A 26,286-nucleotide genomic window follows, 5' to 3' on the forward strand; every position below is an offset into this window, starting at 1 on the left:
CCCGGCTGAGATAGTCTATCCTGATCTTACACAATATTAAATTACAATAAATCCGAAATCTAAATTTCGGAATCCGAAATTTTTAAAATTATGGCTAAGAGAGATTATTACGATGTGCTTGGAGTTGCTAAAGGAGCAAGTGCTGATGACATAAAAAAAGCATATCGTAAAATGGCTATTAAATATCACCCTGATAAAAACCAGGGCGATAAGGAAGCGGAAGAAAAGTTCAAAGAAGCTGCTGAAGCTTACGAAGTATTAAGTACTCCCGAAAAACGTCAGCGGTATGACCAGTTTGGTCACGCGGCCAACGCATCGTCGGCAAATGGCGGCGGTTACGGTGGTGGCGGCGGCATGAATATGGACGACATATTTAGCCAGTTTGGCGATATTTTTGGCGGTGGCAGTCCGTTTGAAGGTTTCTTCGGTGGTGGTCGTCAAGGTGGTGGTGGCAGGCGCGTAGCCCGCGGCAGCAACCTGCGTATTAAAGTGCGTTTAACCCTTGAAGAAATTGCCAACGGTGCCGAAAAGAAGATCAAGGTTAATAAACAGATCATCTGTAAAACCTGCGATGGTAGTGGCGCAAAAGATAAATCATCGTTCCAAACCTGTAAAACCTGCGGCGGCTCAGGAGCCGTGCGCAGGGTAACCAATACTATTTTGGGCCAGATGCAAACTACCAGCACCTGCCCTACCTGTAACGGCGAAGGTTCAACCATACTGTCAAAATGTACTGTTTGTCATGGTGATGGTGTTGTTCGCGGTGAAGAATTAATTACTATCCAGGTACCTGCGGGTGTTAGTGAAGGTATGCAGTTGAGCATGAGCGGCAAAGGTAACGCAGCCCCACGTGGTGGTGTTCCGGGCGATCTGATCATCCTGATTGAAGAAGTACCTCACGAAACATTAAAACGTGACGGTAACAACGTGATCTATGACCTGCACGTAAACTTTGTTGATGCTACTTTAGGCACCTCTGTTGAAGTACCTACCATTGATGGTAAAGCCAAAATAAAAATTGATCCCGGAACACAAGGTGGCAAGATCCTGCGCCTGAAAGGCAAGGGCTTACCGGAAGTAAATTCATACCACCGCGGCGACCAGTTGGTGCATATTAACATCTGGACGCCAAAAGCCTTGAGCCGCGAAGAACGTGAGATCCTCGAGAAACTACAAGGTTCACCTAACTTTAAACCCAACCCGGGCAAAAACGAGAAAAGTTTCTTTGAACGGATGAAGGAATACTTTGAATAAAGCTTTTTTGAGGTGAAAGGATAAAGGCGAAAGCTATATGTAAGGCCTGGAGTTATTATGACTCCGGGCTTTTTAATTTTCCTACCAACTCTTTTTTGAATATATCTATCAGCATTCTAATAATTTTGGATTCCTCACTTGCTATAATCTTCTCGTGGTAAAGTTTAGATACTATTTCATTCTGTGCTACTGTTATCTTGTAATAAAACTCTTCAAACATCACATTAAGAATAATATGTATATTAAAAGTATTTCCCGGATTTTTGTACTCCTGAAAAACTATATTTATCTTAATAAACAAATCTTTTTTTCCGAGAAAAGAATTTAAAGTTTCAATTTTAGCGTTTAAAATGGAATGATCATATTTTGTAAGTCTATTATTCTCAGCAAGTTCAAGCGTCCACGCTTGAATGATTTTCTAATGTAAGCGTCCACGCTTACAAAAACAGATAAGTATTAAAAAGTAAGCGTGGACGCTTACTTTTTAAATAGTTCAAGCGTGGACGCTTGAACTTGCATGTCTTTTTAATAAATAATCTCTAACGGACTTTCGGGGTTTGCGCTACTATACCAATATTCATGAGCCGAGCCTACAAAACCAGCACGGACTGGATTATCATGGATATAATCGATCTTTTGCTGGATGACATCATTCGAATACAGCAAAACAGGATGATTTCCATTCTGCCAAAACTGATGGTTTTTGTTCAAAGGATTTCGCTTGCCAGAAAATTCAAATGCATTAAGCAGCCATGAACGTCGGCTTTCAGTGGGATTATCAACTATCAATTTGATTAACTCCTTTGAGGTAAATGTTTTAAAATCACGAAGAATATCACTCAATGAACCCTCTTCAACATTTGCTACCATATGCAAATGATTGGTCATTAAAACATATGCGTAAATATTTAGCTTTTTATTTTGCTGGCAATATTTGAGATTTTGAATAATGAAGTCATTATAAATACGCCGTGTAAATACATCAACCCAGTCTGTAACTGTTAAAGTAACAAAATAGAGTTCATCTGTCGTAGCAGTACGGCGCATTTGTTTTATGATTCAGGTTAACAAATATTGCAAGTTCAAGCGTCCACGCTTGAATGATGTTGAATGTAAGCGTCCACGCTTACTGCATTAATCAATTATATTCGTAAGCGTGGACGCTTACCTTTAGAATAGTTCAAGCGTGGACGCTTGAACTTGCTTTGGCTTACATTATATCACCCCGGCTCTTTCCAGCTCCACCTGCATCTCCTGCTGCAAGCTAAGCGCTTCTGCGCGTGCGGCATCGGCAAAATCCTCACCGTTACTTGCATATAATATGGATCGGGACGAGTTTACGATAAGGCCGCAGTCTTTAGTGATACCATATTTGCAAACCTCTTCCAGGCTGCCACCCTGCGCTCCTACTCCGGGTACCAGTAAAAAGTTATCAGGTGCGTATGCGCGTATGTTGGTAAACTCGGTGCTTTTAGTAGCCCCTACTACGTACATGATCCTATCGGCACCGGCCCAGGTGTTGGCCTTTTTAATTACATTTTCATATAAATAACCATCGCCGGTTTGCAGGTATTGAAAATCCTTACTACCAACAGATGATGTTAGAGCTAAAATAATAACCCATTTACCATCATAAGCAAGATACGGCGTAACGCTGTCATTCCCCATATAAGGTGTAATGGTAATGGCATCAAAGCTCATGCCGCCAGATTGCTCATCAAAAAATGCTTTGGCATATTTATCGGATGTATTGCCGATATCGCCGCGTTTAGCATCAATGATACTTAAACAATCTTTGGGCAAGTATTTATAGGTATCAATTAAGCTTTGTAAGCCTTTTATGCCATAAGCTTCGTAAAAAGCGGCATTAGGTTTATAGGCAATACAAAGATCCTGAGTAGCATCAATGATGCGTTTATTAAATTCAAGTATAGGATCGGGGTATGATCTTAAAAATTCCGGGATCTTATTGATATCGGGATCAAGCCCAACACATAAAAATGATTTCTTCTTTTTGATCTGTTCAATTAACTCCTGGCGGGACATCATCAGCTGCTGAATAATATTTTAAATGTCAAAAAAACTAAAAATTTGGCTTATGTGTTCTGATATAAGTGATATTTATTTAATTAATTTGAAATTAAAGAATAATTGTTTACACTTGCATCGTTTTCCATTGAATTTTTCTTGCACTAAAGAAACAATTTAAATCACCACGCTTTTTATTATCACTTTTATATAATACTTGCATGGGTTTGGATGTTTACTAAAAACAAGGCTTCAAGATCAATTTCTTTCAATTATAGCCTCATATGTTTTTACATGTGGTCAAAGCTTTAACACTTGCATAGAAATTTTTGCCGTTTGAAAACAACTTACAATTAAAAAATCCCATTGAACTATAATTCATATCATGTCTGATAAAATTGAATTGAACGACAAACTCGTTTCTGAGTTGCGCGAAATTGCCAGAAATTTAGGTATTGCTGAGGCCGACGAACTACGTAAAGCTCAGCTTGTTGCACGCATTGTTGAACAACAACAGCTTATTGAAGCCGCAAGGGCCCAGCAAAATCTTGTTGAATCAAACTATACCCCTACTCCCGCCCCGGGTGAAGAGCCTGCCGAAACAGCAGAAAAACCACGTAAACGGGCTCGTGTTATAAAAACCAAAGAACAGGCAAAACCACGTGTTGAGGTACCTTTGGATGACGCCACCCTTTTTGATGCGCAGGATGATGAGCCGTCACAGGATGATTCAGAAGCTGAAATCCCTGCAATAGTTGCTGAAACAGAAGTTCCGCAGGCCGGTGAAACAGTATCCCGTACTGAGGAAGTTGTTCCGGAACCACGCCCGCAAAAATTTGAGCGCAGGGTTAACAGCAATAATCAAAACCAGCAAAAAGCACAGGAACCGCCAATCAATCTCGACTTTGATAATGTAATTGTAAACGAAGGTGTTTTGGAAATTATGCCTGATGGTTATGGTTTCCTTCGGTCATCTGATTATAACTATCTTACATCTCCTGATGATATTTACGTATCACAATCACAGATAAAATTATTTGGCCTTAAAACAGGTGATACTGTTAGAGGTAGCATACGCCCTCCAAAAGAAGGCGAAAAATATTTCCCATTAGTACGTGTTGAAGCTATTAACGGCCGTATTCCTGCCGAAGTGCGTGACCGCGTTCCGTTTGATCACTTAACACCACTTTTCCCGTCAGAGAAACTGAGCCTGTTCACTGATCCGGGTAATTATTCAACCCGCATCATGGACCTGTTTTCGCCAATTGGTAAAGGTCAGCGTGGTTTGATCGTGGCACAGCCAAAAACTGGTAAAACCATGTTATTAAAGGATGTGGCCAATGCAATAGCTAAAAACCATCCCGAAGTATACCTTATTATATTACTGATAGACGAACGCCCGGAAGAGGTTACAGATATGGCCCGCAGCGTACGTGCCGAAGTTGTATCATCAACCTTTGATGAGCCTGCCGAACGTCACGTAAAAATTGCCAACATTGTGCTTGAAAAAGCAAAACGTATGGTTGAGTGCGGTCATGATGTAGTGATCTTGTTAGATTCAATCACCCGTTTGGCTCGCGCTTATAACACTGTTGCTCCTGCATCAGGTAAAATATTATCAGGTGGTGTTGATGCTAACGCGTTGCACAAACCTAAACGCTTTTTTGGTGCGGCCCGTAACATTGAAGATGGCGGTTCGTTAACCATCATTGCTACTGCCCTTACCGAAACCGGCTCAAAAATGGACGAAGTTATTTTTGAGGAATTTAAAGGTACCGGTAACATGGAGTTACAGTTGGATCGTAAATTATCAAACAAACGTATCTTCCCAGCTATCGATATCACTGCTTCAAGTACCCGCCGCGACGACTTACTACTTGATCGCGAGACACTTCAACGCATCTGGATCCTTCGTAACCACCTTGCCGATATGAATTCGCTTGAATCAATGGAGTTTTTACAGGCTCAAATAAGAGGCACAAAAACTAACGAAGAATTTCTGATTTCGATGAATTCGTAATATTTTAGCGATAATGAAGTTATAAGTAAGTAGAATATTATTTGTAACTTCATTATTACTTAATAATTTCCTGATAACTTCATGGCGAAATGAAGAGACGCGTTAAAAAACACCTTCCGAATGCTATTACTTGTGCCAATCTCTTTAGCGGTTGTATAGGGATTGTTTTCGCCTTTCAGGGTAACCTTGTTGTGGCTGCTTATGCCATTTTTCTGAGCTCAATATTTGACTTTTTCGACGGTCTTGCATCACGGGTTTTAAATTCTTACTCCTTTATAGGTAAAGATCTGGATTCACTTGCCGATATGGTAAGCTTTGGTGTACTGCCATCTGTTATTATGTATGAGCTGTTTTTACAGGCACCACAAATAAACGGAGTAAGCCAGATATTAAATTTCGTGGCATTTTTACTACCAGTATTTTCGGCGTTAAGATTGGCTAAGTTTAATAATGACACGAGGCAATCAGATAGTTTTATTGGTTTGCCAACGCCGGCAAACGCCATACTCATAGCATCGTTACCTTTAATAGTACAACAGTATGATGCTTTGGCCCATTACATATTAAACCCGTACTTTCTTACTGTGCTGGTATTGGTAATGTGTTCACTATTGGTGTCCGAAATACCGTTAATGTCGCTTAAATTCAAAAACCGCGACTTTAACAAAAACATTTTCCGTTATTTACTACTCTTGTTTTCGGCAATACTTATACTATTCTTTAAATTTGTGGCCGTTCCGGTGGTTATATTTATTTATATCACCTTGTCTCTAATTCAAACAAAACTTACAAATGACAAAGTTCCAGGCTGAAATCGAAGTAATGCCCAAAAAAGAAATACTTGACCCACAGGGAAAAGCAGTAACCGGTAGCATGAAAAACCTGGGATTAACTGAAATTCATAACGTGCGCATCGGTAAACACATTACGCTTGAAATTGAAGCCGAAAATACAGAAGTTGCAAGTGCTAAAGTTGACCAGGCCTGCAAAAGCCTGCTGGCTAACCTGATCATGGAAAGCTATACTTTTAAAATAGCTGAAGTTTAATTTAGGTTAAAGACGAAAGCTGAAAGGTTTTTATCGTGAGCTCAAATAATCAAAGCTTTTACATATAACACAAAAGGCAAGAAGTTTTTCTTGCCTTTGTGTTATATGTAGTATCATGAAATCCTATAATCCTAAAAATCATGGTTCACCTATAAATTAGCTTCCTTCTCGGCTTTAATTTCTTTTAAGGTGATGAGGTTGGCCGATACCATGCTGTTTACCTGGTTAAACTTTTCAAATATCTCAGTTGGGTTTTCGCCACCTGCTTTGCAGGCCAGTTCAACCTCCTGTATAGTGGCCTGGCTTATAGGCATACCGAAAAAGCCAAGATTTGGTTTTAATTTATGTGCTGCCTGTGCGGCCAATGCCCAGTCCTGGTTATTTAGGGCGTTACTGATCGTGTTGAGCAGTTCGGGCGATTGTTCAAGGAACATCCCGATTGAATCAACAATAAAATCGTCGCTACCGTCAGCAATCTCGTATAAAAAAGAAAGATCAAGATCCTGATCTGGTGAAATATCTGCCATTATAAAAACTTTGTGTTTATTCAAAAATATGCTTTTTTACGATTAAGTTATCCTTTAGTTCATCCTTTAGCTGCAAAATATTTTTTTTAAACACAGGATGAATAAGATCGGGCGCTATCTCGGCCAAAGGTATAAGCGTAAAACTGCGTTTATACAATTCAGGATGGGGCACTACCAGGTTAAAATCATGGATCACTTGATCGCCATAAAACAAAATATCAATATCAATAATACGCGATCCCCATTTAACCTCACGCTTGCGCCCCATTTGCAGTTCGATGCCCAATATCTTTTCTAAAACATCCTGTGCCGAAAGCTCTGTTTGTAGCATCAATACCTGGTTCAAATAGTCGGGTTCATCGGTTTTGCCCCACGACTGCGTTTCATAAACAGATGACACTAATTTAACAGGTGCTACCTGAGCAGAAATGGATTCAATTGCCTGCTGCAGAAACAATTCGCGGGTACCGAGGTTACTCCCGAGTAATAAAAAAACATCAATCATGTTGTAACAAATATAATGGAAACCGCTCTTAGCATTATACGGCTCCTTATTACTAAGTTTGCATAGTTAAAAAGATTTATAACATTAATGAAACAATTCTTCAAATTCGTTCTGGCCACTATTGTAGGGGTAATTATTTCAGGTATTATATTGGGTGTTATAGGAGCTGGCATTGTAATCGGCCTCATAGCATCGGCCGGTAGCGATAAAACGGTAGATGTTAACCCGAACTCTATTTTATATATGTCGCTCAAAACCCAGATAACCGAGCGTACTCCCAATAATCCGCTTGCAGGCCTGGATTTTTTAGGATTGAGTGAAGATAAATCAATCGGGTTAAATGATATCCTTGCCGATATCAAAAAGGCCAAAACTGATGATAATATTAAAGGCATATATCTTGATGAAAGTTACATGACAGCAGGTCAGGCTACCACCGAAGAAATTCGCAATGCACTTATCGACTTTAAAAAATCAGGCAAATTTATTATCGCCTATGCCGAAGTATATACACAGGGCTTTTATTACCTGGCCTCGGTTGCCGATAAAGTTTACATTAACCCTAAAGGCATTTTTGAGTTTCACGGTTTTAGTTCTCAAACCACTTTCCTGAAAGGAGCTTTGGATAAGTTAGGCATTGAAGCACAGATCATTAAAGTTGGCACCTATAAAAGCGCTGTTGAACCGTTGTTCCTTACCAAAATGAGCGACGCCAATAAGTTACAGGTAACCTCATACCTGGGCTCGTTATATGATCACTTTTTAACGGGTATCAGCAAAAGCCGCGGTGTAAATAAAGATTCATTATTTACCTATGCCGATAACATGCGCATACAATTTCCTGAAGATGCCTACAAATTGAAATTGGTTGATGGCTTAAAATATAAAGACGAGATCCTGAACGATTTGAAAAGACGTACCGGTACCGATTTAAAAGACGACCTGAAAAGCGTTGACCTAAGGGATTACGCCAAAAGCAAAAGTGATGATTCGGATGATAAAGAGGACGACTCGTCATCAAAAAACCGTATTGCCATTGTTTACGCATCTGGTGATATTACCGGCGGCGATGGCGATGATAACAATATTGGCTCAGAAACTATTTCTAAAGCATTGCGCAAAGCCCGTTTGGACGATAAAATTAAAGCTGTAGTACTGCGTGTAAATTCTCCGGGGGGCAGTTCGCTTGCATCTGATGTGATCTGGCGCGAGGTAAAACTCATCCATGAAAAGAAACCGATCATTGTGTCTATGGGTGATTACGCTGCATCAGGAGGTTATTACATTTCATGTGCTGCCGATTCTATCATTGCCCAGCCTAATACCATTACTGGCTCTATCGGTATTTTCGCTGTATTGCCAAACATGCAGAAACTGTTTAACGATAAACTGGGTGTAACTTTCGATGGTGTAAAAACAGGTAAATATGCAGACCTGGGCGATATCAGCCGCCCGTTAAGCCCGGAAGAACGCCTGATATTACAAAACAGTGTAAACCACGGTTACGACGAATTTACCAAGGCGGTTGCTGATGGCCGTGGTAAAACACAGGCCTACATTAACAGCATTGGCCAGGGCCGCGTATGGACTGGTGAACAGGCGCTTAAAATTGGTTTAGTTGACCGTTTGGGAAATATAAATGATGCTATAACATCCGCTGCTAAAAAAGCCAAGATCAAAAGCTACAACATTATGAGCTACCCTGAGCAAAAAAGTATTTTCAGCAAAGTGGGCAGCGGCTTAAGCGCCGAGGTACAAACCCGCATGGTAAAAAATGAACTTGGCGAAAACTACAAAGTTTATCAACAGATAAAAGGTATCACCCAAATGATGCGTACCCCGCAGGCCCGCCTGCCTTACGACCTGGTGATCAAATAAAATTTCATTAATACATACATTTTGATTGTGAAAAGCCGCCCGAATGGGTGGCTTTTTTTATTTTTGAAGTTAGTATAAATATGAGTAATCTATCAGCTCGTCAAGATTCTGATTAAAGCTTCTAATTGATTTTATTAATTCTTCATTAATTTCTGAAGCGTCATTAATAGTTCGCAAAAGACTCATTTGCCTTTCTATTTCTTTTTTTCATAAACTCATCATTATCAATCATCGCTTCAAGAGCGGGTAGATCCTCATAACGAGTAACTGTTACATTTTCCTTTTGCTGAATAAACATATCTACTGTATCAATAACCGTCCTCGAAATATTTAAAGCATGCTCTCTACTATCGTCCAGAATTAACATTAAAAGCTCGTCAAAAGCCACACACATGTCAAAGGCGTAAGAAGCAGCAGCAGTTTGGAAGTTATCTAAATCTGGAAAATTCCTTTCAAGCTCTTTTTTCGATAGTTCATAATAAGCTTTACCGTTATTTTCTAAAATGTTGGAATACACATATTCTGTTAGTGATAAAAAGAAATTATAATCTCCCCAAACCTCTAACTCAGTAAATATCTTATAGCCCCGAAGCATTTTTTCACAATTTAAAGCTCCGAACAGTATGGTTTGCCGTATTGAAAAATCGGAAACTCTTTCCCGCACCACTTTTACATAATCGTCCATTAGTGCCAATTTAAAGCATTTTAGTTATTTCTATTATTACCCTCTCTTCAAATAAGCATTCGGCACATTCTTCGGTACATAATCAATTCCGTAAGCATGCTTTATAAGCAGGCTTACCACATCCATAATCGTTTGCTCTTTACGATGAAATTGAGGTAACGAACCCATCATGGCATAACTTATCGGGTTTACGGCAGGAATAAACGTTTCCCATTCGTATCCCTTGCCCCAGATCAAACCATTAACCGTAACATACAGATCAGCGCCGTTTTGCAATAGAAAGTGAAGCATCTCAACAGAGCTGTTTCCGTTTTGATTAACAGTATGGAAAATAGGCGTATGCCCTCCGAAGCCATGTTCATCATAAGCAGCCCTAGCATTCACATCGGCGCCATGCTGTAAAAGCATCTTAGCACAGGCAAGGCTGTTATATTCGGCACAAAAATGCATTAAAGTACCACCGGTTAAAGGAGTGTAGGTGTTGTTATACAAGGAATAGGTTTTGTTGATAACCGAAACATCGATACTTATTGCTTCCTTTAGCTTCTCCTCATCGTGAGCCAAAACTGCAAGCAATGCCTTATCTTCATACTCAAGACCTGCATCAATAAATGCCTGTACACAATCTTTGAATCGCGGACCACGGGCATACATCTCGACCATCATGGTAAAAACCGGCATTCCATCATGGACTTCATTCGGGCTGCCGCCATTTTTAAAATACGCTTTGATCTCATCAACAGCGTGAGTTTCGGCAGCGTAAAGGATGTCGGTGTAATTTGGCATGATACTCTAATTTATTTACAGATGACGATTGGCCGCAATAAAATCTTCCAGCCATATAATTATTGATAACATATTTACCTCAATCGCGTCATTAACCAATTTAACAAATTGATCCGGGATCCATGCATACAAGATCCGTCCGGTATTATTCCTTGACAAATAAAACCAGGTATCAACCGGTGGACAATCATTATAATCAATAAGTCCATCTGACTCATCCTCTGAAAATCCATCATTGATAACGTTATCGATTTCGGCAACCAGTATTTTTCCATTATAAGCGGTCGCTACATTCGGCAATGGATTTATTTCCTTTTTATAAGCAATTTGCTTTTCAAACAAATCACTATATAAAAATTCATTCTTTTCATCTAACGGGTCAATACTCCAAACTACTTCAGTTGAACCCTCTGCAAAAGATAGTCTCCTAACATTATCAAAAGAGAATAACTTCCGGCCATTATATTCCGGGTTGAAGCTTCGCAAAATTTGGGCTACCGAAAAATCGCTGTTTTGAAGTTGCTTTTCACAGTATTGTTGCGTTAAAAAAAGATTCTGATCAAACTTCTCCTGATTTATAACTATCATTAATTTACGATTTGCTGGTTTACATTACTCAATAATATTTTATATCGGACCACATTATTCCACCCTTCAACAGCATGAGTTTCGGCAGCGTAAAGGATGTCGTTATAACTGGGCATGGCTGCAAATTTAAATCACTTACTTTCTATTTTAATTTCATTACAATCTATAGCGCCTTCTATATCTATTACGATTTCTTTGCCTAAATATGCCGGCGCGTCGCTTACATAACCAACCGCATAATATTTACTATGCTGTTTTATTATTTTAAGGATCCCTCCTTTCTGCTTTGACAAAATTGCAGGTAGCGGATCGTTCATGCTTTTACTGCCACTAACAAATACAAAGCTTTTATCCGGTTTAGCTCCGTAAAGCAACTGGATTTTTTGCAGTGGGTAAATCTTAATGTTTTTATAAATAAGCGTGTCATTTTTATAAACGGCATCCTGAGCGAATGTCATACCGATATCCCAAAAGATAAAACTCAACAAAAAGGCTATTTTTTTCATGATGTGTGATTAGATGTGGTATATCTAAGTTACTAATAACATTTATATCTATTTGTGTAGCTTCTCATAAAACAAACCCGTCACCTAAGCTGTCATTACAATGGCTTTTTGTATTTTTACCGCCTCATTGTATTTATGGAAAATAAACCCATAGCCCGTACGCTTCGTTTACTGTCGCAACTCATGGAACTCCATGAGGTTAATCCGTTCAAGATCAAATCAATAGCTAATGCAGCTTTTAAGGTTGATAAGCTACCCTTTCCCATAGCCGGTAAAAAACTGGACGAACTGGAAAAGATTGACGGCATTGGCAAAAGCATAGCCGGCAAAGTAGCCGAGCTGCTTGAAACCGGAACCATGACCGAACTGCAGGAAATGCTGGATAAAACCCCCGAAGGCGTGGTTGAAATGATGGGCATTAAAGGTATCGGCCCTAAAAAGGTGGCCATTATCTGGAAAGAACTGGGGATTGAAAATACCGGTGAGCTTTTTTATGCCTGCAATGAAAACCGGCTGATCGAGGCCAAAGGTTTCGGACTTAAAACGCAGGAAGAAATCCGTAAGGCTATCGAGTTCAGGATGGCGAGCAATGGTAAATTCCTTTTTGCCCAGGTTGAAAAGGAAGCCAATGAGCTGATGGATGAGGTAAAAGCCATTTTCCCCGATGCACTGAAACATTTTGCCGGCGAGTTCAGGCGTTTGAATGAGATCATTACAGAGATCGTAATCGTGGTGGGCAGTATTAACCATGATGTTGCCTATGACGCACTCGCAAACTCCAAAATACTCTGCAACGTAAGTAAAAGCAAAAACCACATCCAGGGCGAACTCCAAAATGGCTTGCTGGTAGATATTGTTTGTGTTGACAAAGCCGATTATTACAGGGAACTATTTGTCAATACCGGTACCGACGACCATGTACAGGCCGTTTTCGACAGGATCAATGTACCTGTTGAACAGCCGGAAAGTGAAGAATTAATTTACACCAAAGCCGGTTTAGCATGGATGCAGCCCGAATTGCGTGAAGGCACCTTATTTATTGAAAAAGCAGAAAAGAATGAGCTGCCAACCCTGATCAACTGGCATGACCTGAAAGGTACACTTCATAACCACAGTACCTGGAGCGATGGCGTAAACACCATTGAAGAAATGGCGTTATATTGCCGTGATACCCTGAAACTGGAATACCTTGGCATGTGTGATCATAGCAAAAGTGCTTTTTATGCCAAAGGCTTAAGCATCGAACGGGTATTGCAGCAACACGAAGAAATTGATGCCCTTAATAAAAAGCTCGACGGCTTCCATATTTTTAAAGGCATCGAGTCGGACATTTTGTATGATGGTTCGCTTGATTACCCTAATGAGATCCTGCAAAAATTTGATTTCATTGTAGCTTCTGTACACTCTATCCTCAAAATGGATGAGGAAAAGGCAACGTCAAGACTTATCACCGCAATTGAAAACCCATATACAACTATATTAGGGCACCCTACCGGCCGACTTTTGCTTAGCCGCAGCGGTTATCCTATTAACTATAAAAAAGTGATAGATGCCTGCGCAGCAAACAACGTAGTTATTGAGATCAATGCCAACCCATTACGGCTCGACCTCGACTGGCGCTGGCACCAATATGCTTTGGATAAAGGAGTGATGCTTTCCATAAACCCCGATGCCCACCGAATTGAAGGTTTTACAGATATGCATTACGGCATCCTGGCAGCCCGTAAAGGCGGCTTATGTAAAGAGATGTGCATGAACGCTATGTCATTAGAAGAAATCACTAAAGCGTTTGCGAGCAAAAGAGGTTAGGAGAAATAGATTAGAGGCTGAAAATCATAGAATAGGTAGAACAATCTGCCGTTGCCACTAATGAACAAATGAACTATTGAACCAATGAACTTAAGAGATAAAGTACAATCCATTCAAGCATCGGCACACAAACCGGCAATACTGGTTATCGGCGACCTGATGGTTGACCATTATATATGGGGCAATGCCACTCGCCTGTCGCCCGAGGCTCCTGTACCTATTGTAAACGTAAAAAACGAAACCACCACACTGGGCGGTGCCGGCAACGTTGTTCAAAACCTGGTATCATTAGGGGCAAAGGTTATTGTTGCCGGTGTAATTGGTAACGACCAGGCGGCGGGCGAACTGATCAAGATACTAACCGATGAAGGTGTTGAAACTGATACCATTATAAAGGATAACGGCAGGCCAACCACCGTTAAAACCCGTGTCGTTGTAGGCAGCCACCAACTGGTACGTGTTGACCGTGAAATTACCGACGAAGTGTCGGAGCCTATTGCCAACGAACTTATCAGTAAGCTAACCGGTTATATTGATAACGCAGATATGGTACTTTTATCTGATTATAACAAAGGGCTGTTTTCGCCGTTTTTAACGCAGGGCATTATAAAAGCAGCAAATGCTAAAGGCAAAAAAGTGATCATCGACCCTAAAGGGCTTAATTACGAAAAATATAAAGGCGCTTTTATCATCAAACCCAACCGCAAGGAATTGTCGGAGGCTGCTAAAACCGAGAAAATCAACTCGATAGAAAGCCTGCAGCAAGCCGGAAAGGTTATTTTTGAGCAAACAGGTACGCAATATATCGTAGTTACTTTGTCTGAAGAGGGCATGGTAATACTAAGTGAGCAGGATCATAAGAGTTTACCGGTAAAAGCAACCGAAGTTTTTGATGTAACCGGTGCTGGCGATACCGTATTAGCAACAATGGCTTACTTTATGGCAGGCGGTTTAAGCATTGAGGATTCATGCGAACTGGCCAACCATGCCGCCGCGATAGTGATCCGCCGGGTGGGCAGTGCAACAACTACTTTGGATGAGATCGTTGAAGACATATTAAGAGACGAAAAATAAGGTGGAAGGTTGAAGGATGCTTGCCTTAAGACTGGACTAATGAACCAGTGAACAAATGAACCAGTGAACGAACGAATGAATAAGATTCAAATATTAAACGAACTTAAAGATCATCAGGATACCCTTCAAAAGGTAATTGATACGCTGAGCGGCGATATTGAGGAAGCCTGTGAAATGATCACATCAACCATAAAAAGCGGCAATAAAGTGTTACTGGCCGGCAATGGCGGCAGTGCCGCTGATGCCCAGCATATTGCGGCAGAGCTTAGCGGCCGTTTTGTAAAAGACCGTAAACCTTTGCCGGGTATTGCTTTAACGGTAGATACTTCTGCACTTACTTCTATTGCTAACGATTATGGCTATGAGCATGTATTTTCGCGCCAGGTAGAGGCATTTGGCAAGCCGGGCGATTTATTCATCGGCATCTCAACCAGCGGTAATAGTCCGGGGATATTGGCAGCATTTGAATCGGCTAAAAAACTGGAACTTAAAACTTTGGGGCTTTCGGGTAGAGATGGGGGTAAAATGAATGGCCTTTGCCAACTGAATGTCATTGTACCATCTAACATTACCGCACGCATCCAGGAAATGCATATCCTTATCGGGCATATACTGTGTACTGCTGTAGATAATCTTTTTGAATAATAACAGGTAGAGACGCATCACATGCGTTTTTTAAGATAAAACTAAGGAGACGCATGTGATGCGTCTCTACCAAAATAAATGAGAACTGGTTTTGAAAAAACACTTCTTGATAAAATAACAGATCAACCGTCGTTGCAGGCCCAAATCAAAAGCTGGCAGGCAGAAGGTAAAAAAGTGGTGTTTACTAATGGCGTATTTGATCTTTTGCATATCGGGCACCTTACCTACCTGGCTAAAGCAGCCGAGCTTGGCGACAAACTGGTGATTGGCCTTAATGCCGATAGTTCGGTTAGGCGCATCAAAGGCCCAACCCGCCCGGTGAATGATCAAAATAGCCGTGCAGCATTATTGGCAGCCTTGTTTTTTGTGGATGCCATTGTTGTTTTTGAAGAAGATACACCGCTTAACCTGATCAGCTCCCTCCTGCCGGATATCCTGGTTAAAGGTGCGGATTACGCGGTTGAGAATATTGTGGGCGCTAAAGAAGTGATTGCCAACGGAGGCGAGGTTAAAACCATTAATTTTGTTGAGGGATATTCATCCACCTCAATAATCGAAAAAATCAGGAACCAAATTTCCTGAGCACCGATAACAGCATGAAGATACTGGTGATCCGCTTTAGCTCGATGGGTGATATAATTTATACCACGCCTGTTGTACGCTGTCTCAAAAAGCAGGTCCCCGGTGCCGAAGTACACTTTTTAACAAAACCGGCCTTTAAATATATTTATGATAATAACCCATACGTTGATAAACTGCTGTTACTAAAACCTTCTTTAACAGATACTATCAACGAAATCAAGGCCGAAAAGTATGATCAGATCATTGATCTGCATAATAATCTGCGCACAAGCATTATCAAGCTACGCACCGGCATTAAAGCATCAACCTATAAAAAACAGCCAATTTTAAAATGGCTGAGTTTAAAACTTAAACGCAACCTGGTAAGTAAAGAACATTTGGTTGACAGGTATTTAAAAGCAGTTAAGTTTTTGGGCGTTGTTAACGACGATAATCCGATTGACTACTACATTAAGGCCGAGCACGACATAACCAAATTACTTCCGGTTAGTCATCAGAATGGCTATCTTGCTTTTGTAATAGGCGCTACCCATTTTACCAAGCGAATGCCTAATTATAAGATCATCAGTATTTGCAAACAGCTTAATTTACCTGTTTTGCTATTAGGTGGTAATGATGTAAAGACAAATGGTGATGAAATAGCTGCAGCAGTTGGCATTTCGGTTTACAATGCCTGCGGAATAACGTCACTTGATGAGTCGGTGTTCCTGGTATCAAAAGCGCAAAGTCTTATTGGTTTTGATACCGGCCTTACCCACATCGCCGAAGCATTCAATGTACCGATAGCCTCGGTTTGGGGCGGTACTACTCCAGATTTGCTGGGTGTTTGGCCTTACAAAGTAAAAGAAACGCTGATTGCCGGTATTGAATTATCCTGCCGTCCCTGCTCCAAATTCGGGCTTGAAAAATGCCCGCTCGGGCACTTTAAGTGTATGAATGATATGCCGGAGGCTGATATTGTAAATTTCTCCAACCGCTAATTCCATTTATAAAACATTGCGTAAGTTATACTTACGAGCGCGCTACTGTTAATATTTCACAAAAAAACATCAGATAGCTTTTAATGTTAGTGTATTTGTATAATTTTGTACATTAACTTAAATCCCTTACACGATGAAAAAAACCTTACTCAGCCTGTGCCTTTTAATGGCATCATTCGCAGCTTTCGCACAATTACCAACCTTTGGTGTTAAAGGAGGCGTAAACTTCGCAACCTTACACGCTACAGTTGATGGTGTTAGCGGTTCCGGCAATTCCGGTAGCTTAACCACATTCAATGTAGGTGCTTTTGTCGACTTTAAATTTGGCAACGTATCACTACAGCCGGCTTTAAATTTTACCGGTAAAGGTGGTTCGTCAAGCGTTTCAATTGATGATGAAGCGAGTTCGGGTGGTAAAGTAAAACTCTATTACCTACAAGTACCTGTAAATGTTGTTTATCACGTTCCTGCTGTTGTTGGCGACTTTTACCTTGGCGCCGGCCCGTACCTTGGAATGGGTGTTTCTGGCAAAGCCAAAGATGATAGCGGCAACTCTGAAGATGTTAAATTTGGCAGCGGTCAGGATCAGATCAAAAGAACAGACGCTGGTTTAAATGCCATTGTTGGCTTTAAATTCAAAACAGGCTTCCTTATCAACGCTAACTACGATTGGGGCTTAACAAATATCACCAATGTTGATGGTATTAAACTTACAAATCGCGTTTTCGGTATTTCAGTAGGTTACGCGTTTTAATTAACCCAGGAACTAAAGAGGATTTTGCTCCTCTTAAAAAAGGAGAGGCTTTTGCTTCTCCTTTTTTATTTAGTATAATTGAAACCTATTAAAAACGTTTCACGTTATATTTACAAACCCATAATACTATAAACCCATCGCTTACCCGTTTAAAATCATGAAAAAGTTATTATTAATACGCCACGCAAAAGCCACTCATGAAAGCGGTTACATTGATTTTGACAGACCGTTAAAACAATCGGGAATGCAGGATGCAGTTTTAATGGCAACCTTGTTAAAGGGGCAATTACAAATTCCTCAAACTATTATAACCAGCCCTGCGCTGCGTACAAAAACTACTGCAGAAATTTTTGCCAACCACTTTAAATTATCGGCGCCGGGCGAGGATAAAAGGATTTATGAAGCGAGTGAAAACACCTGGGTTAAAGTGATTAACAGCCTGCCCGATGAATATGATTTTATAGGCGTTGTTGGCCATAACCCGGGCATAAGCCAGATATTGTATTACCTTACCAGTCAGTTAAAAGAAATGCCTACCTGCGCAGTGGCAGTTATTACTTTTGAAAATGACAGCTGGCAATCTATCAGTGAAGAGGACGGGAAACTGGTACATTTTGATTCGCCGAAAGGGTAGTTTTAAGTCGAAAGTTCATAGTCTTTAGTTCTAAGTAGAAAGATTTTAAAGCAGATAGCCAACTTTTGACCTAAGACTTCCGACTTAGGACTTAAAACTTCAATTCACCCTATAAGTTTTCCCGGGCAGCGAGCTGATATATCCCTGCATTTCCATATTAAGCAGGTTCATGGCCAGCTGACTCATAGGCATATTGGCCCTTAATGTCAGATCATCAATGGCAACAGGCGTACTGTTTTGTCGCAATATATCCATGATCAGCCGTTCATCGTCCGACAGATCAAACGGCAGCATAAATTGTTCAACAGGTTTACTTACATCATTTTTTTCCCAACCCAAACTAAAAGCAAGATCGGCAGGACATGTTAACAGGCTCGCTTTATTGTTGCGGATCAGGAAGTTACAACCTTCAGAAAATTCGTCGCCCAGCCTGCCCGGAAAAGCAAATACATCCCGGTTATAGGAATTTGCTATTTCGGCCGTGATAAGTGCACCTCCTTTTATACTGGCTTCAATCACTACAGTTGCATCAGCAATACCTGCAACTATTCTGTTTCGTTGGGGAAAGTTCTCCCTGTCGGGAGTAGTGCCCGAAGGATACTCGGATAATAAGCCGCCATTTTCGAGCATTTTATCGGCGGCAGCACGGTTTTGAGCAGGATAAAGCCTATCAAGCCCATGGCCAAGTACGCCTATTGTTGGCAGGTTTAGTTTTACACATTCCTTATGCGCGGCAACATCAATGCCATGCGCCAGGCCACTTACTATTAAAACGTTATATTGCTTTAATTCCTCAATTAACTGATGGCATAGCTGCCGGCCATAATCTGTGGCATTCCGGGTACCCACTATGCTAATGATATGAGGAGGATTAAGATCCATTTTCCCCTTTGCATAAAGCAGCACCGGCGAATCATGACAATTTTTTAAACGCTTAGGATAACGGGCATCAGTATAAAAAATAACATCTATACCTTGTTGCTCCACAAACTTAAGTTCCTTTTCGGCCTGCTTTAAAGCATCATCAAAGTCCCATTTCACAGCCCGCTTCTCTCCTATTCCCGGTATCCTGGTCATTTTTTCGGGCGAAGCTTTAAATACTTCTTCCTCGCTGCCGAGATATGCGATTAATGCTTTAGCCGCAACCGGCCCGAGGTTTTTAACAAAAGATAAGGCTACTTTATGGAGTAATGACATTGGGTTTAGATGCGCAGTTATAGATTATAGCCCCGCAAATTATAAATATTCGGCCGATTTTCAAGCGGGATCGAACGTTATTTGTAATACAAGTTATGCAGTCTGAATAACATATTCAGCTTTAAAAGGCACGACTTCTCAACACAGTTTACGTATCTGTAATCTGCACGTCTACCAAAAAACTACAAAAATAGTTTGCAAACTATAAAAATAGTTTTACCTTTATCTAACTATAAAAATAGTTTGCTATGCATATCAAAGAACTAACCAAAGCCGAGGAACAGGTAATGCAGATCCTTTGGCAACTTAAAGAAGCCATTGTTAAAGATATTATTGAGGAAATGCCGGAGCCTAAACCGGCTTACAATACCGTGTCAACTGTAGTAAGGGTACTGGAAGGCAAGGGCTTTATCGACCATAAGGCTTATGGCAACTCGCATGTTTACTTCCCCCTTATCAGCGATGCCGAGTATAAAAAGTTCACTTTTGATAAGATGATGAAAAACTATTTCAGCAATTCGTATCAAAGCCTGGTATCCTTTATTGTAGATGAAAAGAAGATCAGTGTAAAGGAACTGGACGAATTAACTTCACTAATTGACAAACTTAAAAACGAAAAACAATGAACTGGCTGCATTACCTCCTGGAGGCAAATTTGTACCTCGGCATATTTTATGCGATGTATTGCCTGTTTTTAAATAAAGAAACACACTACACGCTCAACCGTGTATACTTGTTATTGAGTTGCATAATTTCGTTTGTATTGCCGGTGATACAAATTGGCTGGCTAAAAGCACTCGAATCACCAACTACTGCTTTTATTATACCGCGCAACGGCAAGCAAGCTATTGACAATAAACTGGCAGCACAACCTGCTTTAGATTTTCAGGAGCTGCTGCTTTATGCTTATATATTGGGTACAATAGTACTTACAACTGTACTTTTAGCACGACTATACCAACTGGCAAAACTTACAAAAGCCACCAAAACCCTGGTTGATGATAAGTATAAACTTATAAGTATCGAAGGTTCAAATACGGCTTTCTCCTTCTTTAACTATCTTTTTATCGGCACAAAAACAGAGGCCAACAATATCATTATCAGGCACGAACTGGTGCATATCCGTCAAAAACATTCGGCCGATATTGTTTTCCTCGAGCTGATCAAGATCATCAATTGGTTTAATCCATTGATTTATTTACTGCAGATAAGCCTGAAAACCCTACATGAATATATAGCCGATGAGCAAACGGCAGCGCAGGAAAGCGATGCATTAAGCTACTCATCATTTTTGGTAAGCAACGCTTATGGGTTAAACGGCTCGGCTCTGGCACATTCATTTTTCAATTATAACTTATTAAAAAAGAGGATAATCATGTTAAACCAAAAACGTTCGGGGAAATTAGCCAGGCTAAAATACCTCGTGGCCGTCCCCATAAGCGCCGGCCTGCTTTGCGCGTCGACCTTAGTATTCAGTAAAAGCTATGGATTTATTGACCTGATGCCAGGCTCAAAAAATACATCCACCGCAACTGTGACTTCCCATAATCCTATTGTCGACACTTCACAAGTCAACAAATTATCCACCACTGCCAAAGGCTATAAATACGAGGAAACCGGTTACCTGGTTAATAAAAAAACTGATTTCCGGGTGATCATTACCGAAAAAAACGGCGAGCAAAAAGAATACTTCAAAAGTAAAGCAACACCGGAAGAATTGGCTACGCTGAAAAGTAAATATGGCTATACCTTCCCTAAAATGATGATCTATCCAAAACTTCCGCCTCCGCCACCTGCACCGCCTGCTCCTGGCAAAAAGCCAAAAGTTACAGACGTAAAGCTTCCGCCTCCGCCACCACCAGCAAATCCGGAAAAAACAAAAAAGGCTCCTAAAGTGGTAGAAGTTCAGGAAGCCATACCTGTAGGTAACCCTGTAGCCCCGGCGCAGCCTTCGGCTTCAGTGCAATTACCCCCTCCACCGCCCCCTGCCGATCCGATGGCACCGCTTTACAAATACATAGCCAAGCATGTAAGGTATCCAGCCGCCGCACGCAACAATCGCATTACAGGGCAGGTAACTGTGGGTTTTAAGCTAAGCAACGGAAAAATAAACGGGGTTAAAGTACTCAAAACTGCTGACCCGCAAATAGATAAAGAGGTAGCAAGGGTAGTGAGTGATTTTGATGAAAAGCTTGACGGCTTAAACCAGGGCGATTATACCCTTACCGTAGCTCTTAAGCTGATAGATTCGCACGATAAATATATAGCTAACAATATTGACAAAGAAAAAAGTCAGGTTGTTGTGGTTGGATATGTAGAATAAACTATTCCTCTATCTTTCTCCACTAAATTCATTGCCGATCGGCTTAAAACCGTCCCGGCAATTTTCTGCGTTCAGCAGTCTCCTCTTCCCCAAATCTCTTCTTTCACAAATAGTTAAATAATTTCATTTGATATCCAAAAGTTTGTAACTTAGTATATATCTTATAAAATTTTAATCAAACAAGGCAAACCTATCCAAATACGCTTTGTTTAATTTATACCAATTATACTTCCTGAGCCTTACCAGCAACCTGATTTTGTTCATTTTTAAACTTTATAATATGAAAAAGTTCGGTATCATTTTAGCAACTGTAGGCATTGTATTGCTCATTGCCGGTAACTTCTTTTATCACCATACTATCAACGCTGTAGATAGCTCCGGCAGTTCAATTATTACCTTAGGAATAAACGGCGGATGGACTTTTAAACTGCCTGTTTTTGCGGGCGGCGTGATGTTTTTCCTGGGATTTGTTTTCTGGGCAGCATCACGTACAGATAATCAGCACCACGATCATTTGATATAGAAAACAGGCTGCAAATTAAATATATAATGATTTTGGCAAAAAGGTTATGCCACTTTGCCAGGCGAAGATTTGCGGACAAGGCCCTGCTTAAAAAGCAGCATAAGCAGGTAAAGACTTACGAAGTTTTAAAAACTTCGTAAGTCTGGGTTTGATATTTTATTACAGATAATGATGGTGAAAACGGACTGTTATCCTTTTACATATATTACCTGTTTTGTTTCAAAAAACTCTTCTTTAAAGTAATCTTTCAGGTGATATTGGGTAACCTTTAAGCCCGATTCTTTGATCTCCTGCTCAAGGTCGCCGCCTTTTAAATACAGGATGCCGTTGGGTATTTTATTGTTCGATTGTTTATTGAATTTACCTTTTACCCATGGATAAAAATCCTTCAATTGGGTAACGGCACGTGATACTACAAAGTCAAATTTGTCGGCAATTTGCTCAGCCCTTGCATGTGAGGCCTTTACATTTTTGAGCCCTAAACCTACTGCCACTTCGGTAACAACTTTGATTTTTTTCCCGATAGAATCAACCAAATGAAACTGAGTTTCCGGAAATAAAATAGCCAATGGAATGCCGGGAAAACCACCGCCCGTACCTACATCAAGCACGCTTTCACCCGGTAAAAAAGCCATAACTTTGGCAATACCAAGCGAATGAAGCACGTGGCGCTCATATAAAAGATCAATATCTTTGCGCGAAATTACGTTGATCTGGCTGTTCCAATGTTCATATAAAGCGGGCAATTTTTCGAATTGCGAGCGCTGTTCTGCACTTAAATCAGGAAAATATTGTAGAATTATTTCAGATGTCATCCCTGTTAAAACGGTTAATAATATTGCCAAGAAGGTATCTCGCTCTAAATAGCTGAGCCTTTACAGTCCCTAACGGAAGGTCGAGCTGCTGGGCTATTTCTTCGTACGAAAGCTCATCAAAATAGCGTAAAGTAATGAGGTTTCTGTAGCGTGTCGGCAAGCTTTCAATCAGCAATTTCAGCTCCTGGGTTTGTTGTTTTTTGATTGAAGTTTCCTCGGGATTGAGGATATCAGCCTTAATTTGCAGCGGCTTTTCATCACCTTCGTCATCCATCATGCCATGGATAGACATGGTACTTAGTTTCTTTTTGCGAATAAAATCAATACAATTATTAGTCGCAACCCTAAAAAGCCAGGTACTAAAAGCAAAATCGGGCTGGTATTTTTCAAGCTTTTCAAACGCTTTGGCAAACGTTTCAACCGTCAAATCCATCGCATCTTCCTTGTTGTTTACCATTTTAAGCACCATAAAATAAATCGAATCTTTATAACGGTGCATCAGGTCAGCATAGGCTTTTTGATCTCCTTGCCGGGCTTTCACAACCAGGTGAAAATCATTCTTTGCATTTTCGGTAAAGTTAGCGTTTATTTCCATTGGGTAGTTTTTAAAAAGGTGCCGATCAATCCAAAAACGTTTAAATACATATAATACAATATGTCAAAAAAGGGGAGATACCACAAAAGGTCTTTGCCATTAAGTTTCTTAAATATACGATTATAAATCGCCATTTGTAATATCAACCGAAAAACGCACAAACCTAATGCCAGTAACGGCTCATATCTCAAAATAAGGAATAATATTAATAAAATATAGAATATAAAACCACTAACCGCATCAAAACTAAGCATGCGCCTGTGCTGGTTTTTATACAGTTTACCCACACCCATATGACGTTTTTTTTGCTTAAACCACGATTTAAATGTGGTTTTAGCCTCCGTAAACATAAATGATTCGGGGTTTAGTTCAACTACTGTATTATCGGGCGTGGCGTGTTGGTTAACAAACAAGTCATCATCGCCCGATATGACATGCATGTGCGAGGCAAAGCCTTTTGCACTAAAAAACAACGTTTTTGTATAGGCAAGGTTACGGCCGATACCCATATAAGGATCGCCGGTTAATGCGCTGGAAAGATAATTTGTTGCCGTTTTAATAGTTTCAAAACGGGTAAAAGTGTTAATAAAGCCGCCTGTTTTATAATAAGGAGAGTAACCTAAAATTATTTGCACCCCGCTTGTAAAATTAGCGGCCATGCGGCTTATCCAATTTTCAGAAGCCGGCCTGCAATCGGCATCTGTAAATAAAAGATATTCGTTTTTTGAGGCTTTGATTCCCAGTGTAAGTGCAAATTTTTTCCCGGTTTTAAAGCGGTCATGTTCAGTAATAGTAACAACTTTCAGGTGGGCGTACTGCTTTTGCAACGTTTCCAGCACCTCGTCAGATGTATCGTACGAACAGTCATTAATAACAACAACCTCAAAATCGGGATAGTTTTGCTCCAATATAGAAGGCAGGTTTTCCTGTAAATTGCGGGCCTCATTACGGGCGCTGATAATAACAGAAACGGGGATCATAACCTGCGGTGGTGGCCCTTCGATGGGTTTAAACCCAGCAAGGCGGGTATGCCTGCTTACCAGGTAATATAGCTGAACTATAAAACAAAGCTGAAAAAGAATAAAAAGCGCGTCGTGTAAGTACGTTTCCAAACAAAAAAAATAATGAGGCAAATTTGTTAAAAATCAATGAAATTAAGCGCCAATATCAGCGTTAATTTGAAGTTTAATATACGCTTGTTTCTTTCCTCTCAAAATAAAAGCACTTTAATTAACATGGTTTTAATATTCAGCACGTTTATAAATAGCTTTTATCTTGCTATGGCTCTTGAAAGGGCGGGCATGAGGCTTTTTTTTGCTAATTTTGCAACCCTAAAATGAAATTTAACTTAACAGCACAAGACCCGCTTTCAAAGGCCCGCGCCGGCGAAATCACTACCGACCACGGTACTATACAAACACCTATTTTTATGCCTGTTGGCACTGCAGGTACCGTAAAAGCAGTACACCAGCATGAGCTAAAACAGGATATTTCGGCCCAAATTATACTGGGCAACACTTATCATTTATACCTGCGTCCCGGTTTAAACACCCTTGAAAGCGCAGGAGGCCTTCATAAATTTAACGGCTGGGATGGCCCTATTTTAACAGATAGCGGCGGCTACCAGGTGTATTCATTAACGGAAGTACGCAAAATCAAGGAAGAAGGCGTTACTTTTCGCTCGCATATTGACGGGTCGAAACACTTATTTACCCCCGAAAACGTGATGGATATCCAGCGTATCATTGGCGCCGATATCATCATGGCTTTTGACGAGTGTACCCCCTACCCTTGCGACTACAACTACGCAAAACGATCGATAGAAATGACGCACCGCTGGTTGAAACGTTGCTGCGACAGGTTTGACAGCACCGAGCCAAAATACGGTTATAGCCAAACGCTTTTCCCAATTGTGCAGGGTTCGGTATATAAAGATCTGCGTGTACGTTCGGCCGAAGTGATTGCTTCATATGAGCGCGAAGGTAATGCCATCGGCGGTCTTTCTGTGGGTGAACCTGCCGAAGAAATGTATGCTATGACCGAGGTTGTATGTAATATATTACCAGAGCAAAAACCACGTTATTTAATGGGCGTAGGCACACCGGTAAATATCCTTGAAAACATAGCCTTAGGCATTGATATGTTTGATTGCGTTATGCCAACCCGCAACGCACGAAACGGGATGCTATTCACTAAAAACGGTATCATTAATATTAAAAACGAAAAGTGGAAAAACGACTTTTCGGCCATTGAAGATGACAGCGATCTGTTTGCAGACAGGGACTACAGCAAGGCTTATTTACGCCATTTGATCCATTCGGGCGAGATGCTGGGTGCCCAGATCGCTACACTGCACAATCTGCATTTTTACCTGTGGCTTGTTAAGGAAGCCCGGAAAAAGATTATCGCCGGCGAGTTTTACAACTGGAAAAACATCATGGTAAAACGCCTTGGCCAGCGTTTATAAAAGCCTGAAAAGTTAAAAACCATCACAAGAAAAACATGATTACTAACAATCAAATAGCCTGCAG

Annotated in this window: 28 protein-coding genes; 16 read left to right on the forward strand and 12 right to left on the reverse strand. The window is 40.6% G+C overall.

Annotated elements, in window-relative coordinates; translation table 11 throughout:
* Positions 1-90: 90 nt before the first annotated feature.
* Positions 91-1,254, forward strand: coding sequence for a molecular chaperone DnaJ (gene dnaJ, locus BMX50_RS11490; RefSeq protein ID WP_091210662.1), 1,164 nt, complete (start codon positions 91-93; stop codon positions 1,252-1,254).
* 525 nt (positions 1,255-1,779) lie between these two features.
* Here the strand turns inward: dnaJ and BMX50_RS11500 are convergent.
* Both BMX50_RS11500 and pyrF read right to left on the reverse strand, forming a co-directional pair.
* Positions 1,780-2,301 (reverse strand): REP-associated tyrosine transposase, encoded by a 522-nt coding sequence (locus BMX50_RS11500; RefSeq protein WP_091210664.1) that lies wholly within the window; start codon positions 2,299-2,301, stop codon positions 1,780-1,782.
* 168 nt (positions 2,302-2,469) lie between these two features.
* The gene (gene pyrF / locus BMX50_RS11505) at positions 2,470-3,300 is read right to left on the reverse strand and encodes an orotidine-5'-phosphate decarboxylase (protein ID WP_091210665.1); all 831 of its coding nucleotides are present in this window, start codon (positions 3,298-3,300) and stop codon (positions 2,470-2,472) included.
* Positions 3,301-3,667: 367 nt separating this feature from the next.
* Between pyrF and rho the strand changes: the two genes are divergently transcribed.
* The 3 genes from rho (at position 3,668) to purS (ending at position 6,349) form a co-directional block, all read left to right on the forward strand.
* Entirely contained in the window at positions 3,668-5,302 is a 1,635-nt protein-coding gene (gene rho, locus BMX50_RS11510; RefSeq protein ID WP_091210666.1) for a transcription termination factor Rho, read from the forward strand.
* An 89-nt stretch (positions 5,303-5,391) separates the two neighbouring features.
* Positions 5,392-6,114 carry a CDP-diacylglycerol--serine O-phosphatidyltransferase gene (pssA, locus tag BMX50_RS11515; RefSeq protein WP_091210667.1) on the forward strand — a complete coding sequence of 241 codons (723 nt, stop codon included), beginning with the start codon at positions 5,392-5,394 and terminating at the stop codon, positions 6,112-6,114.
* Positions 6,095-6,349, forward strand: coding sequence for a phosphoribosylformylglycinamidine synthase subunit PurS (gene purS / locus BMX50_RS11520; protein WP_091210668.1), 255 nt, complete (start codon positions 6,095-6,097; stop codon positions 6,347-6,349). Before pssA ends, purS begins: the two co-directional genes overlap by 20 nt.
* 149 nt (positions 6,350-6,498) lie before the next feature.
* Here purS and BMX50_RS11525 read toward each other — a convergent pair whose 3' ends face one another.
* Together BMX50_RS11525 and folK are read right to left on the reverse strand one after the other, a co-directional pair.
* Entirely contained in the window at positions 6,499-6,876 is a 378-nt protein-coding gene (locus tag BMX50_RS11525; protein ID WP_091210669.1) for an Hpt domain-containing protein, read from the reverse strand.
* Between the two features lie 16 nt (positions 6,877-6,892).
* On the reverse strand, positions 6,893-7,381 hold the full coding sequence (gene folK / locus BMX50_RS11530; RefSeq protein WP_091210670.1) for a 2-amino-4-hydroxy-6-hydroxymethyldihydropteridine diphosphokinase: 489 nt from the start codon (positions 7,379-7,381) through the stop codon (positions 6,893-6,895).
* An 87-nt stretch (positions 7,382-7,468) separates the two neighbouring features.
* Here folK and sppA point away from each other — a divergent pair, with 87 nt between their 5' ends.
* On the forward strand, positions 7,469-9,259 hold the full coding sequence (gene sppA, locus BMX50_RS11535; RefSeq protein ID WP_091210671.1) for a signal peptide peptidase SppA: 1,791 nt from the start codon (positions 7,469-7,471) through the stop codon (positions 9,257-9,259).
* Between the two features lie 163 nt (positions 9,260-9,422).
* Here sppA and BMX50_RS11540 read toward each other — a convergent pair whose 3' ends face one another.
* From BMX50_RS11540 to BMX50_RS11555, 4 genes are all read right to left on the reverse strand, one after another.
* Positions 9,423-9,944 carry a DUF416 family protein gene (locus BMX50_RS11540; protein ID WP_091210672.1) on the reverse strand — a complete coding sequence of 174 codons (522 nt, stop codon included), beginning with the start codon at positions 9,942-9,944 and terminating at the stop codon, positions 9,423-9,425.
* A gap of 36 nt (positions 9,945-9,980) precedes the next feature.
* Entirely contained in the window at positions 9,981-10,730 is a 750-nt protein-coding gene (locus BMX50_RS11545; RefSeq protein WP_091210673.1) for an ankyrin repeat domain-containing protein, read from the reverse strand.
* 15 nt (positions 10,731-10,745) lie between these two features.
* The gene (locus tag BMX50_RS11550) at positions 10,746-11,318 is read right to left on the reverse strand and encodes a hypothetical protein (protein ID WP_091210674.1); all 573 of its coding nucleotides are present in this window, start codon (positions 11,316-11,318) and stop codon (positions 10,746-10,748) included.
* Between the two features lie 131 nt (positions 11,319-11,449).
* The gene (locus BMX50_RS11555; RefSeq protein WP_091210675.1) at positions 11,450-11,824 is read right to left on the reverse strand and encodes a hypothetical protein; all 375 of its coding nucleotides are present in this window, start codon (positions 11,822-11,824) and stop codon (positions 11,450-11,452) included.
* Positions 11,825-11,959: 135 nt separating this feature from the next.
* On the opposite strand from BMX50_RS11555, the gene BMX50_RS11560 reads away from it, so the two are divergent.
* The 7 genes from BMX50_RS11560 (at position 11,960) to BMX50_RS11590 (ending at position 18,302) form a co-directional block, all read left to right on the forward strand.
* Positions 11,960-13,633, forward strand: a complete 1,674-nt coding sequence (locus BMX50_RS11560) for a DNA polymerase/3'-5' exonuclease PolX (RefSeq protein ID WP_091210676.1) — start codon at positions 11,960-11,962, stop codon at positions 13,631-13,633.
* 84 nt (positions 13,634-13,717) lie between these two features.
* Positions 13,718-14,707 (forward strand): D-glycero-beta-D-manno-heptose-7-phosphate kinase, encoded by a 990-nt coding sequence (gene rfaE1 / locus BMX50_RS11565; protein ID WP_091210677.1) that lies wholly within the window; start codon positions 13,718-13,720, stop codon positions 14,705-14,707.
* A gap of 75 nt (positions 14,708-14,782) precedes the next feature.
* Positions 14,783-15,352 (forward strand): D-sedoheptulose 7-phosphate isomerase, encoded by a 570-nt coding sequence (gene gmhA, locus BMX50_RS11570; RefSeq protein WP_091210678.1) that lies wholly within the window; start codon positions 14,783-14,785, stop codon positions 15,350-15,352.
* Positions 15,353-15,430: 78 nt separating this feature from the next.
* Positions 15,431-15,934 (forward strand): D-glycero-beta-D-manno-heptose 1-phosphate adenylyltransferase, encoded by a 504-nt coding sequence (rfaE2, locus tag BMX50_RS11575; protein WP_091210679.1) that lies wholly within the window; start codon positions 15,431-15,433, stop codon positions 15,932-15,934.
* Positions 15,935-15,948: 14 nt separating this feature from the next.
* A complete protein-coding gene (locus BMX50_RS11580) occupies positions 15,949-16,914 on the forward strand; it encodes a glycosyltransferase family 9 protein (RefSeq protein WP_091210680.1) in 966 nt (321 codons plus the stop codon).
* A gap of 133 nt (positions 16,915-17,047) precedes the next feature.
* Positions 17,048-17,668, forward strand: a complete 621-nt coding sequence (locus BMX50_RS11585) for a porin family protein (protein ID WP_091210681.1) — start codon at positions 17,048-17,050, stop codon at positions 17,666-17,668.
* Between the two features lie 157 nt (positions 17,669-17,825).
* The gene (locus BMX50_RS11590) at positions 17,826-18,302 is read left to right on the forward strand and encodes a SixA phosphatase family protein (protein ID WP_091210682.1); all 477 of its coding nucleotides are present in this window, start codon (positions 17,826-17,828) and stop codon (positions 18,300-18,302) included.
* A gap of 99 nt (positions 18,303-18,401) precedes the next feature.
* Here BMX50_RS11590 and dprA read toward each other — a convergent pair whose 3' ends face one another.
* Positions 18,402-19,499 (reverse strand): DNA-processing protein DprA, encoded by a 1,098-nt coding sequence (dprA, locus tag BMX50_RS11595; protein ID WP_091210683.1) that lies wholly within the window; start codon positions 19,497-19,499, stop codon positions 18,402-18,404.
* 248 nt (positions 19,500-19,747) lie between these two features.
* Here dprA and BMX50_RS11600 point away from each other — a divergent pair, with 248 nt between their 5' ends.
* The 3 genes from BMX50_RS11600 (at position 19,748) to BMX50_RS11610 (ending at position 22,345) form a co-directional block, all read left to right on the forward strand.
* The gene (locus BMX50_RS11600) at positions 19,748-20,125 is read left to right on the forward strand and encodes a BlaI/MecI/CopY family transcriptional regulator (protein WP_091210684.1); all 378 of its coding nucleotides are present in this window, start codon (positions 19,748-19,750) and stop codon (positions 20,123-20,125) included.
* Positions 20,122-21,822 (forward strand): M56 family metallopeptidase, encoded by a 1,701-nt coding sequence (locus tag BMX50_RS11605; RefSeq protein WP_091210685.1) that lies wholly within the window; start codon positions 20,122-20,124, stop codon positions 21,820-21,822. Before BMX50_RS11600 ends, BMX50_RS11605 begins: the two co-directional genes overlap by 4 nt.
* A gap of 280 nt (positions 21,823-22,102) precedes the next feature.
* A complete protein-coding gene (locus tag BMX50_RS11610; protein WP_143065150.1) occupies positions 22,103-22,345 on the forward strand; it encodes a hypothetical protein in 243 nt (80 codons plus the stop codon).
* A gap of 188 nt (positions 22,346-22,533) precedes the next feature.
* Here BMX50_RS11610 and rsmG read toward each other — a convergent pair whose 3' ends face one another.
* The 3 genes from rsmG to BMX50_RS11625 are packed head-to-tail and all read right to left on the reverse strand — an operon-like array spanning position 22,534 to position 24,867.
* Entirely contained in the window at positions 22,534-23,160 is a 627-nt protein-coding gene (gene rsmG / locus BMX50_RS11615) for a 16S rRNA (guanine(527)-N(7))-methyltransferase RsmG (protein WP_091210687.1), read from the reverse strand.
* On the reverse strand, positions 23,150-23,755 hold the full coding sequence (locus tag BMX50_RS11620; protein ID WP_091210688.1) for an RNA polymerase sigma factor: 606 nt from the start codon (positions 23,753-23,755) through the stop codon (positions 23,150-23,152). The genes rsmG and BMX50_RS11620 overlap by 11 nt, the downstream gene beginning before the upstream one ends.
* Complete coding sequence (locus tag BMX50_RS11625) at positions 23,746-24,867, reverse strand: glycosyltransferase (RefSeq protein WP_091210689.1); 1,122 nt, start codon at positions 24,865-24,867, stop codon at positions 23,746-23,748. The genes BMX50_RS11620 and BMX50_RS11625 overlap by 10 nt, the downstream gene beginning before the upstream one ends.
* 224 nt (positions 24,868-25,091) lie before the next feature.
* Here BMX50_RS11625 and tgt point away from each other — a divergent pair, with 224 nt between their 5' ends.
* Complete coding sequence (tgt, locus tag BMX50_RS11635) at positions 25,092-26,222, forward strand: tRNA guanosine(34) transglycosylase Tgt (RefSeq protein ID WP_091210691.1); 1,131 nt, start codon at positions 25,092-25,094, stop codon at positions 26,220-26,222.
* Positions 26,223-26,286: the final 64 nt, after the last annotated feature.

This window comes from Mucilaginibacter gossypiicola (assembly GCF_900110105.1).
GTDB classification, from domain to species: domain Bacteria; phylum Bacteroidota; class Bacteroidia; order Sphingobacteriales; family Sphingobacteriaceae; genus Mucilaginibacter; species Mucilaginibacter gossypiicola.